The sequence below is a fragment of the Amycolatopsis sp. La24 genome (assembly GCF_029087445.1).
GTDB lineage: Bacteria > Actinomycetota > Actinomycetes > Mycobacteriales > Pseudonocardiaceae > Amycolatopsis > Amycolatopsis nivea.
In genome coordinates this window covers 534788-546457 of sequence record NZ_JARACH010000001.1, presented here as the reverse complement: position 1 = coordinate 546457, position 11670 = coordinate 534788, and the positions used below count along the sequence as shown (strand labels likewise).

The following is an 11670-nucleotide window of genomic DNA, read 5'->3' as shown; positions in this document are numbered from 1 at the left end:
CGTCGCTCTACTGGCCCTGTCCGCCCGCGCCGGCCATCGCGACGACGAGCTCGCGCGGTCCGGCGTACGGCATGCGCCCGTGCGAGACGAGCATGTTCTCCAGAATGGCGATGTCGCCGTCCTGCCACCGGAACATGACGGTTTCTTCCCGGTAGGCGCGGCGGATCTCGTCGAGGTCGGCTTCGTCGATCGGGCTGCCGTCGCCGTAGTAGGTGTTGCGAGGCAGGCCCTGCTCGCCGAAGGCGGCCAGCAGCGTTTCGCGGATTTCGGGCGCCTGCGCGGAAATGTGGAACAGGTGCGCCTGGTTGAACCAGGCCGTTTCACCGGTTTCCGGGTGCGTCACCACCGCTTGGCAGACCTGACGGGTGCGCAGGCTGTCGTCGGCGAGCCATTCGTACTCGATCCCGGCGCGGTCGCAGAACGCCTCCACCTCGGTCCGCTCCGGCGTCTGGAACACGTCCTGCCACGGCAAATCCAGGCCCTGCCCGTAATTGCGCACGTACATCACGCCGTGCTCGGCGAACCGGTCGCGGATCGCGGCGGGGATGCGCGCCAGGACGCGGGTGCTGTCCGCGAGCGGCGTCTGGCCGCCTTCGGGAGCGGCCCGTACCGAGTAGAAGCCCAGTTTCAGCGGCCAAGACCGGCTGTAGGCCATCTCGTTGTGCTGCGGGATTTCCTGCGTGGCCGGGTATTCGGTCGACGTGTAGACGTTGCCCGCGACGTGGCTGCGCGGCGTCGATCCGTAGGAGTACTCCAGCATGTCGCCGCCGACCAGCCGCACCACCTGCTCGAATTCGGCGACGTCGCCGACGGTGAACCCGCGCAGCAGCACGGCTTTGTGCCGGACGGTCTGCTCGCGGACCTGCTCGCGGTTGGCCTCGACCCAGGACAGCGCGTTGACGCCGTCGACGGCCGGGGCGAACAGCAGCGGCGCCGGGCTTTCGGCCAGCAGCGGGCGGGCCGAGACCAACGTCTCCGGCGCGAGGCTCACCGCGGTTCGCCGCCGGGGCCGGAACTGGGCTGATCCGCTTTCCCGATTGCTCATCTTCCCGCTTCCTGTCGTGCGTTGGGTTCGACCTGGTCGGGCGCCGCGGCGACAGCACGGCGGCGCCGTCGCAGGGCTCCTTGGCTGTAGGCGGCGGCTCCGGCCGCGCCTGCGACCCGTTCCTCCTCGTCGGCGGCGGCGAGTTCGTCCGCGAGGTCCGCGATCGCGGCGCCCGGGTCGGCGGTCACGGCGCGCAGCACCCGCCGGATGTGCTCGGCCAGCCGGACGATCCCGGCGAGCCGGAACAGGCTGGTCTTGTACTCGCACACCAGGCTCAAGCCGGTGCCCGTGCGGCGGAACTCCAGCCGGAGGTCGTAGCGAGCCATGCCCGGCGGCGCCCCGACCGGCTGTGCGTCCAGGCTGCCGAAGCCGCCGGCGGCCGGTTCGTCCTGCACGACGAACCAGGTCTGGAACAGCGGCAGGTGACTGGCCGAGCGCTCCGGCTGCACCTCCTGCACGACGCGTTCGAACGGCGCTTCGGAGTGCGCATAGGCGTCCAGGCAGGTGGCCCGGACTTGTTCCAGCAGGCTCGCGAAGGTGGACTCGCCGCCCGGGTCCGCGCGCAGCACGACGGTGTTGACCAGACAGCCGATCAGCTCCTCGGTTTCCGGCCGGGACCGGTTCGCGACCGGCGTGCCGACCACCACCTCGGGCAGCTCCCTTGCCTGCTGAAAAGCGACCGCGGTGGCCGCGAACAAGACCATGAACGCCGTCGTGCCGGTCCGGTCCGCCACTTCGGCCGCTCCGGCCGCGACCGCGGCGGGCAGTTCGGCCTGGTGCACGGCGCTGGCGTGCGTCTGCACGTCCGGCCGGGGGAAATCGGTCGGCAGCGGGGCGGGGGAGATTCCGGTCAGCTTCGCGCGCCAGTACGCGAGATCGTCGGCGATCTGCCTGCCTGCCAAGCGGTCCTGCTGCCAGTCGGCGTAGTCGGCGAACTGGATCGGCAACGGCGCGCGCGCGATCGGCTCGCCGGCGAGCGCGGTGCGGTAGTTCTCCGCCAGCTCGCGCAGCAGGAGGTCAAGCGAGTGACCGTCGGCGACGAGGTGGTGCAGGCACAGCGCGAACTGGTGCTCTCGCGGGGAGGTGCGCACCAGCACGGTCCGCCACAGCGGGCCCTCGGCGAGGTCGAACGGGGTTTGCGCGACCGCCGCTGCCAGCCGGTCGGCATGGTGCGGCTGGCCGGACAGATCCACCACCGGCAGCTCGGCGGCGAGCTGGTCCCGCGCGAGCTGACCCGCTTCGGAACCGGCGACCGTCAGGTGCGTCCGGAGGCTTTCGTGCCGGTCGGCCACCGCCTGCAGCGCCGTGCGCAAGGCCCGCGGGTCCAGTTCTCCGGTCAACCGCAGGACGCCGGCGATGTGGTAGAGCGGGGTGCCCGGCCGCCATCGCTCCAGGAACCAGAGCCGCAGTTGCGCCGACGAGAGCGGAGCCGGTCCGGTCCGTTTCCGCGGGACGATCGATGCTTCGTCGGCCCGGGCGCCGGCGATCTCCTTGGCCATCGCGGCGAGATCGGGTGCTTCGAAAACGGCGCGCAGCGGCAGTTCCACACCGAACTCGGCACGAATGCGGCCCTGCAGCCGCGTAGCGATCAGCGAATGCCCGCCGAGCGCGAAGAAACTGTCGTGCAGTCCGGCTTCGGGCACGTGCAGCACGCTGCACCACAGCTCGGCCAGCGCCTGTTCGGTCGGCGTACGCGGTGCGACGTACCCGGCGGCCGGTTCTTCGCCCCCTCCCGGCGCGGGAAGCGCGGCGACGTCGATCTTCCCGTGCGCGGTCAGCGGGAAGGCTTCCAGCGTGACGTAATGCGCCGGACGCAGATGCGCCGGAAGGGCCTCTCGGACGCGGGAGCGCAGGTCGCTGGTGTCGCCGTCCGCGGTGAGATAAGCGACCAGACGCTGGTCCCCGGGCTCGTCTTCGCGCAGGACCACGCGGGCGCCGGTGACCTGGGGGTGGCGGCGCAGCACCGCTTCGATTTCGTTCGGTTCGATGCGGTGGCCGCGCAACTGCACTTGGTCGTCGGAACGGCCGAGATAGACGAAGGCTCCGTCGGGCAGCGCGTGCGCGCGGTCGCCGGTGCGGTACATCCGCGAACCGGGTTCCCCGAACGGGTCCGGCACGAATCGCTCGGCAGTCAGCCCTGGCCTGCCGAGGTAGCCCCGCGCCGGACCGGCTCCGCCGACGTGGAGGTGCCCGGCGATCCCGGCGGGCACCGGCCGGAGATCGTCGTCAAGCAGGTAGACGCGCAGGTCCGGGATCGGGCGGCCGACGACGCTTCCGGATGCGCGGTCCAGGTCCGGACGGCCGACCGGGTGCCGGGTGACGTGGACGGTGGTCTCGGTGATTCCGTACATGTTCACCAGCTGCGGGCGCTCCAGCCCGAACCGTTCGGCCCAGCCGGCGAGCCGGTCGGCGGACAGCGCCTCGCCGCCGAAGACCACCGTGCGCAGTGCGGGCAGTTCGGAGACCGTCTCGGCCAGTGGCAGGAAGGCCGAGGGCGTCTGGTTCAGCACGGTGACCGCCTGGTCGGCCAGGACCCGGGCAAAGTCGGCGGGGGCCCGCCGGGTGGTGTCGTCGACGAGGACCAGCCGTCCGCCGTGCGCGAGCGCACCCCACAGTTCCCAGACCGAGAAGTCGAACGACACGGAGTGGAACAGGCTCCACACGTCCTCGCGGCCGAATCCGAACCAGTGCCGGGTCGCGTCGAACAGCCGGGCCGCGTTGCCGTGCGGGACCAGGACGCCCTTCGGCCGTCCGGTCGATCCGGACGTGTAGATCACGTATGCGAGGTGCGCGGGATCGATCGGAGCCGGCGCGGGCTCGGCGGGCGCGGCCTCGGGCGTGAGGACGCGTGGCCCTGCGGGTACCCGGGCGGCCAGATCCGGCGAGGCGACCACGACCGGGGCGCCGCTGTCGGAGAGCAGATAGTCGAGCCGCTCCTGCGGATAAGCCGGGTCGAGCGGCAAGTACGCGCCGCCGGCGAGATGGCAGGCGAGTATCGCGATCACCTGGAGCGGCCCGCGGTCCAGCAGGACGCCGACCAGCACGTCCGGCCCGACCCCGGCGGCACGCAGCCGGCTCGCCAGGCCGCCCGCGCGGTGCAGCACGGCGTGGTAGGTGAGCTGTTCGCCGCCCCACACCAGCGCCACCGCGTCGGGTTGCGTTCGTGCCGCCTCGACGAACCGCTCGATCAGCGCCGGGCCGCGGACCTCTTCCTGCTCGGGGTTCCAAGCGCGCAGCAACCGGTCGTCCTCCGGGGCCAGCGAGACGCTGCCGACCAGGCGGCCTGGACCGTCCGCAAAGGACTCAAGCGCGCGGATCACCTGCTCGGCCAACGCGGCAGCACTGTCGTCGGGGCAGCGATCGGTGGCGTACATGAGACGGAGCGCCAGCCGCTCGCCCGGGGCGGCGACGAGGGTCAGCGCCGCGTCGGTCTGTTCAGTGGCGCGCACATCGTGCGCCCGCAACCCGCCGCGCGGCCGTACGGCGTGTTCGCCGAGCGGGTAGTTCTCGAAGACCACCAGGCTGTCGAACAGGCGGCTGCCGCGGGGCACGCCGCTGCAGCCCTGTATCCGCACCAACGGCGTGTGTTCGTACTGCCGGACTTCGGCGAACGACGACTGCACGGCACGCAGCCACGGCGCCACCTCGGCGTCCGGGTCGACGCGCAGGCGCATCGGCAGGGTGTTGATGAACAGTCCGACCATGCTCTCGACCCCGGGCAGCTCCGGCGGCCGCCCGGACACGGTCACGCCGAACACGACGTCGTCGGACTCGGCGTGACGGGCGAGGACCAGGCCCCATGCCGCCTGCACCGCGGTGCTCAACGTCAACCCGTTGCCCCGGCACAGGTCCCGCAGCGCGCGGGTGCGCTCCGCGGACAGTTCGACCTCTGCCGTCGCGGTGCCGATCGGACCGCATCCGGGCTGGTCCAGCGGAAGCGGGGTCGGCGCGGCGAACCCGGCGAGCGCCTCGCGCCATCCGGCGTCGGATTCGGTGGCGTCCTGCTCGCACAGCCAGCCGACGTACTTCTCGTACGGCGGCACGGCGGGCAGGTTCGGCCGCTGTCCGGCGACCCGCGCTTCGTATGCGGTGAACAAATCGGCGAGGACGATCGGCAGCGACCAGCCGTCCATCAGCAGGTGGTGATGCGTCCAGACGAACCGGTGGGTCCGCTCGGCGACCCGGGCGAGGGCGAAGCGGAACAGAGGCGGCTCGGCCAGGTCGAATCCGGCGGCGCGCTCTCTCTCCAGCAGGTCCGAGACCAGCGCGGCCACGTCGTCGCGACCGCGCCAGTCGGTCAGCCGCCACGGCTCCGGCACGTCGCGGTGGACGACCTGCACGGGATCTTCGCCGTCCGCCTGATGGAAGGTCGTGCGCAGGGCAGGGTGCCGGGAGACCACCTGATGCCAGGCGCCGCGGAACGCGGCGACGTCCAGATCGCCTTCCAGCGCAAAGGAAAGCTGGACGACGTACACCCCGCTGTCCGGCGACAGCAGTGCGTGAAAGCGCATGCCCTGCTGCAATGGGGACAGCGGATACGTCGCTTCGGCGCCGGATTCGTCAGCCGGTTCGGCGAGGTCGCGGACGTGCTGGAGAAACTGCTCGGCGAGCCGCGTGACGGTGCGCTCCGCGTGCATCGCGGGCACGTGGGTCCAGCGGACGTGCAACCGCCCGGCCGCCACGAAGGCGGTTACCTCGAGGGGATACGGCCGCGGCTGCCGGGGATCCTGAGTGCCGGAAGGCAGTTCGGGGACGAGTTCCCACGAGGCGTCGCCGAGTCCGCCGTCGAGCTGGCCGAGGTAGTTGAAGCACACCTCCGGCACCGGAAGGGAACGCAGCGGCGCGTCCGAGCCGTGCCGCAGCGCCAGGCATCCGGTACCGACCGCTTCCGTGCCGTCCTTGCCGAGCACCATCGGCTCGACGACCGTGAACCACCCGACGGTGCGGGTGAGGTCGGCATCGGGACCGGTGTCACGGCCGTGGCCCTCGACGTCGACCAGCACGCGGTCGCGGCCGGTCCAGCCGGTCAGCACCCGGCCGAGCGCGGCGTGCAGGATGTCTTTCGCCGACCGGCTGCCGGCCGGCCGCAGCAACACCGAGGTCTGGTCTTCGTCGAGAGCGACGGTCACGGTGTGAGCGTCGCCGACGGCACCGGCTCCGGCGTGTGCGAAGTCGGCGGGCGCGAAGTCCACCGGAACGCTGCCGTCGTGCTGTTCCAGCAATGCCCGGCACCGGTCCTGGTCGCCCGAGCGGCCGCCGGCCGACTCGGCCCACTGACGGAACGACGTGGTTTTCGGCGGAAGCACGACCGGCTCGCGCCGGAGCGCTTGGCGGTACGCGGTGGCGAGGTCGTCGAGCAGGATTCGCCAGGAAACGCCGTCCACGCCGAGATGGTGCGCGACGAGCAGGACGCGGTGGTCGTCCTGGGAGACGGTGGCGTACAGCGCGCTCAGCAGTACACCGCTGGCGAGATCGAGCGAGCGCTGTGCTTCCGCGACGCGGGACTCGAGCGCGGAGAACCGTTGCGCTGCAGGCAATGCGGTCAGATCGGCGATGTGAAGCAGCGCGGGCGGTTCCGCCGGGGGCGGGGCGTTGTCCAGCGCCCAGCCGTCTTCGGCGCGCAGCCGCAGGCGCAGCGCGTCGTGATGCGCGAGCAGCGCGTGCAGCGCGATTTCCAACGCCGCCGGGTCGAGCGGCTGGGCGGAGCGCAGGGCGAGCGCCTGGTTGAAATGGTGCGGTGCGGGGAGCTTCTGATCGAGAAACCACTGCTGGATCGGCGTCGGGGACACGGGCCCGGCGACCGGGCCTTGCTCGGCGGAGACTGCGGGCGCCGATCCGGCGACGGCGGCCAGTTCCGCGACGGTCTGGTGCTGGAACAGCTGCTTGGCGGTGACGGCAAGCCCGGCTTGCGCGGCACGGGAGACCACCTGAATGCTCAGGATCGAGTCGCCGCCGAGCGCGAAGAAGTTGTCGTCCCGTCCCACTCGGGCGATGCCGAGCACCTGCTCCCAGACCGCGGCGAGCGCGCGTTCGGCCGCGGTGCGCGGCGGCTGGTATTCCGCGCTCGCGGTGAAATCGGGCTCCGGCAGCGCGTCGCGGTCGACTTTTCCGTTGCTGGTCAACGGCATCCGGTCGAGCAGCACGATCGCCGCCGGCACCATGAACTCCGGCAGGCGACGCGCGCAGTGCTCGCGCAGCTCGGCCGGGCCGGGGCGGGGTTCGGCCACCACGTAGGCGGCGAGCCGGGCCGTGCCGCGGCGGACCAGCACCGCGGCTTCGCGCACCGCGGGGTGGTCGAGCAGCACGGTCTCGATCTCGCCGGGCTCGACCCGGAATCCGCGCAGCTGCACCTGATCGTCGGCCCGGCCGAGGAAGACCAGGCCGCCGTCGGGGCCGAACCGCGCGCGGTCGCCGGTGCGGTAGAGCCGGCCGCCCGGTGCACCGAACGGGTCCGGCAGAAACCGTTGCGCGGTAAGCCCGGGACGGCCGAGATAGCCGCGCGACAAACCGGGCCCGCTCACGTACACCTCGCCCGCGACACCCGGCGGCACCGGCCGGAGACGCGCGTCGAGCAAGTGGACCTGAGTGTTGGCGAAGGGACGGCCCAGCGTGGGTTCCGCGTCCTCGGCGCGGCACTGGCCGATGGTCGCGCCGACGGTGCACTCGGTCGGGCCGTAGCCGTTGAGGAACCGGCGGCCCGGCGCCCAGCGACGCACGACTTCCGCGGTGACGGCTTCTCCGGTCGAGGTCAGCACGGCGAGGTCCGGCGGGGTCGCGGGCAGTGACGCCAGGGCGGACGGCGCCAAGGTCGCGTGCGTGATCGCCTGCCGGCCCATCAGCCCGGCCAGTTCCGGGCCCGGCAGGCGCTCCTCACCGGTCGCGATGCAGAGCGTGCCGCCGAAACACAGCGCCATCACGACATCCCACAACGAGGCGTCGAAACCGAATGACGCGACGGCCAGCACCCGGTCCGCGGCGGACGGGGCGATCGCGGACGCCTCGGCGGCGACCAGATTCGTCAGGCCGCGGTGCGTCATCAGCGCGCCTTTGGGCCGTCCGGAGGATCCGGAGGTGTAGATGACGTATGCGAGGTGGTCCGGGCCGACGGTGACCGCGGGTGCGGATGCGCTCGCGGCGGCGATCTCGTCCCGGTGGCCGTCGAGACGCACGACAGTGCCGACGCCGGAGGGAACGGACTCGGCGAGATCGCTGGTGGTCACGACGACGCGAAGGCCGCTGTCGGCGGCCATGAACGAGAGCCGGTCCGCCGGGTAGGCCGGATCGAGGGGCAGGTACGCCCCGCCCGCGGCGAGCACCGCCAGCAGGCTGACGATCGACTCGGCGGAGCGTTCGAGGAACACGCCGACCGGCGTCTCGGCGCACACTCCCCGCGCACGCAGCACATGGGCGAGCCGGTGCGCGGACCGCTGCAGCGCGGCGTAGGTGAGCTGCCGGTCGCCGCAGACGACCGCGATCGCGTCCGGCGTCCGAGCGGCCTGGTGCGCGATGAGCTGGTGCAGGCGTTGACCCTCTTCGACCGGTACCGCGGTGTCGTTCCACTCGGCGAGCTGCCGGGTTTCGGCGGGAGTGAGCAGCGGCACCGAACTCGCCCGCCCGCCGGGATCGGCGGCCATCGCGGCCAGCAGCAGACAGTAGTGGTCGGCGAGCCGTTCGACAGTGCGCGCGGCGAACAGGTCCGTGCTGTACTCGACCACACCGTGCAGCCCGCCGTCGGTCTCGGTCACCGCGAAGGCGAGGTCGAACCGGGAGGTGCCGGGATCGAGATCGAGCTGCCGGGCGGTCACCCCTGGCAGGTCGACGTCGAAGGCGGAAGCGTTCTGCAGCGCGAACAACACCTGGTAGACCGGGTTGTGGCTGAGGTCCCGTCCGGGCCGCAGCGCCTCGGTGACCAGCTCGAACGGCACGTCCTGGGCGTAGGCCGCGAGGCAGGTGCGCCGGACCTGGCGCAGCAGGGCGCGGAAGCTGGGGTCGCCGTCGATCCGGACGCGCAGTGCGACGGTGTTGGCGAAGAATCCGACGACCTCCTCGAATTCCGGCCGCCCCCGGTTCGCGACCGGCGTCCCCACCACCAGATCGTCTTGCCCGCTGTGCCGGGCGAGCAGGACCGCGTACGCGGTGAACAAGGTCATGAAGAGGGTGACTTCTTCTTCCCGGCTCAACGCGATCAGGCGCCGGTGCAGGTCGGCCGGGACGGTGAAGGTGTGCACGGCTCCGGCGAAGGTCTGCACGGCCGGGCGCGGCCGGTCCAGCGGCAATTCGTGCAACGCCGGTGCGTCGGAGAGCTGTTCTCGCCAGTAGGTCAGTCGCGTGCCCAGCTCCGGGCGGTCCCGCTGCCAGCGGGCGAACTGCGCGTACCGCGCGCTCGGCGGCGGCAGCGGGGCGCCCCGGTAGGCGGTGGCGAAATCGCGCAGCAGCAAGGAAAACGACCAGCCGTCGACCACCGCGTGGTGCCCGGCCAGCACCAGCACGTGGTCGTCATCGGCGATGCGCACCAGCGCGGCCCGCAGCAACGGGGCGCGGCCGAGGTCGAACGGGCGACGCGCGACCCGCGCCGCCAATTCCCGCCCCGCGTCCGGCGTCGCCTCGGCGTTGATCAGCTCGATGCCGAGGCACAGCTCATCGGAGACCACCTGCACCGGCTGGCCGTCGTCCGAAACTATGGCCGTGCGCAGCGCGGAATGCCGGGCGACGACCGCGTTGAGCGCGCGTTCGGCCTCCGGGACCGACACCGGCCCGGACAGCCGCACCGCCACGTGCGACACGTAGGCCGCGGTACCGGGCAGAAGCTCTTCCAGGAACCACAGCTGGCGCTGCCCGGAGGAGAGCGGAGCGGGGGAGTCGCCGGACGGGAGTGCGGCGTCGGTGTGCGTGCGGTCCTGCTCGGCGATCTCGCGGGCGAGCGCCGCGAGATCGGTCGCCTCGAACACCGCGCGCACGGGCAGGTCGACACCGAACGCCGCGCGGACCCGGCTTTGCACCATGGTGGCGAGCAGCGAATGGCCGCCGAGGGCGAGGAACCGGTCGTGCCTGCCTGCCTTAGGCACGGCGAGGACGTCGGCCCAGATCTCGGCGAGCCGCTTTTCGGCATCAGTGACCGGTTCTTCGTACGGTCGGCCGGAATCCCGTCGCACGGGAGGCAGCGCGGCTCGGTCGACCTTGCCGTTCGGCGTGGTGGGCAGCGCGTCGAGGAGCGGGAACGCGTCCGGCACCAGGTGGGCCGGCAACCGCTCGGCGCAGTGCGACCGCAGGTCTTCGGCAGTCGTCTCGGGGGCGACCGCGTAAGCCGTCAGCGTGTCGGGCGCGGCGATGACGACGCAATCGCGCACTGCCGGGTGCTCGCGCAGCACAGCCTCGACTTCGCCCGGTTCGACGCGGTGGCCGCGGACCTTCGCCTGCCGGTCGAGCCTGTCCACGAAGTCCAGTTCGCCGTCCAGGCGGCGCAACACGCGGTCGCCGGTCCGGTAAAGCCGCGCGCCGGGCTCGCCGAACGGATCCGGCACGAAACGTTCCGCGGTGGTTCCCGGACGCCGCCAATAGCCGCGCGCCAAGCCGGGCCCGCCGAGGTACAGCTCGCCGGAAGCCCCGGGCGGCACCGTCCGGAGATCGGCGTCGAGGACGTGCGCCCGGGCGTCCGCGACCGGGACGCCGATGGTGACCGGCCCGTCCGGCACGCACGTCGCCGCCGTCGACCAGACCGTCGCCTCGGTGGGGCCGTACAGGTTGTGGAAGCGGCGGCCGGGCGCCCACCGGCGGACGACTTCCGGCGGGCAAACCTCGCCGGCCACCGAGACGGTGACGAGTGCGGGCAGCTTCGCGGCGGGGGTGACCACCAACGCGGACGGCGGCAGGGTGACCGTCGTGACTGCCTGCCGGTCCAGCGTCGCGATCAGGTCCGCACCGGGCATCAGCCGCTCGCCGGGAAGGACCAGCGTCGCGCCGGAACACAACGCCATCACGATCTCGAACACTGAGGCGTCGAAGCTGGCGGATGCGAACTGCAGTACCCGGCGGCCGGGTCCGGTGCCGAGAATCCGTTGCTGCGCGAGGGAGAGTCCGGCGATGCCGCGGTGGGTGAGCAGGGCTCCCTTCGGCCGTCCGGTCGATCCGGAGGTGTAGATGACGTACGCCAGAGCGTCGACGCGCGGCGCCGGCAGCCCGGCGGTTTCGGCGGGCCACGGCTGGTCGAGCGGCAGCACCCGCGCGTTGTGCCGGGGCAGCGAGATCGCGGAATGGGTGAGCAAAAGCGGTACGTCGCCGTCCGCGAGCAGGAACTCCAGCCGCCGGGCGGGATACGCGGGGTCGATCGGGAGATAGGCTCCGCCCGCCTTGAGCACTGCCAGCAGCGCGGTCACCAGGTCCGCGGCCGGCGGAAGACAGACACCCACGCGCACGCCCGGTCCGACGCCCAGCGCGCGCAGGCGGCGCGCCAAGGCGGTGGCGCGCGCGTCGAGCGCCCGGTAGGTGAGCTGCCGGTCGCCGCAGACGACCGCGATCGCGTCCGGCGCCGCGCTCGCGTGCGCGGCGAACAGTTCGTGCAGCGTGGCCTGGCCGGACGGAGCGCCGGCGAGCGCGACTGCGCCGTCCGGCGTATTCGATGCCGTCAT

General features: G+C 72.3%; 2 protein-coding genes. Both read right to left on the bottom strand.

All coding sequences use genetic code 11. The features are described from left to right. Positions 1-7: 7 nt before the first annotated feature. The gene (locus PUT80_RS02665) at positions 8-1045 is read right to left on the bottom strand and encodes a TauD/TfdA family dioxygenase (RefSeq protein ID WP_275290967.1); all 1038 of its coding nucleotides are present in this window, start codon (positions 1043-1045) and stop codon (positions 8-10) included. Then, a complete protein-coding gene (locus PUT80_RS02660; RefSeq protein WP_275290966.1) occupies positions 1042-11670 on the bottom strand; it encodes a non-ribosomal peptide synthetase in 10629 nt (3542 codons plus the stop codon). The genes PUT80_RS02665 and PUT80_RS02660 overlap by 4 nt, the downstream gene beginning before the upstream one ends.

Excerpts from the sequence above, each read along its gene's own strand:
- PUT80_RS02665 (WP_275290967.1), bottom strand. The coding sequence starts at position 1,045 with ATGAGCAATCGGGAAAGCGGATCAGCCCAGTTCCGGCCCCGGCGGCGA.
- PUT80_RS02660 (WP_275290966.1), bottom strand. The coding sequence starts at position 11,670 with ATGACGGCATCGAATACGCCGGACGGCGCAGTCGCGCTCGCCGGCGCT.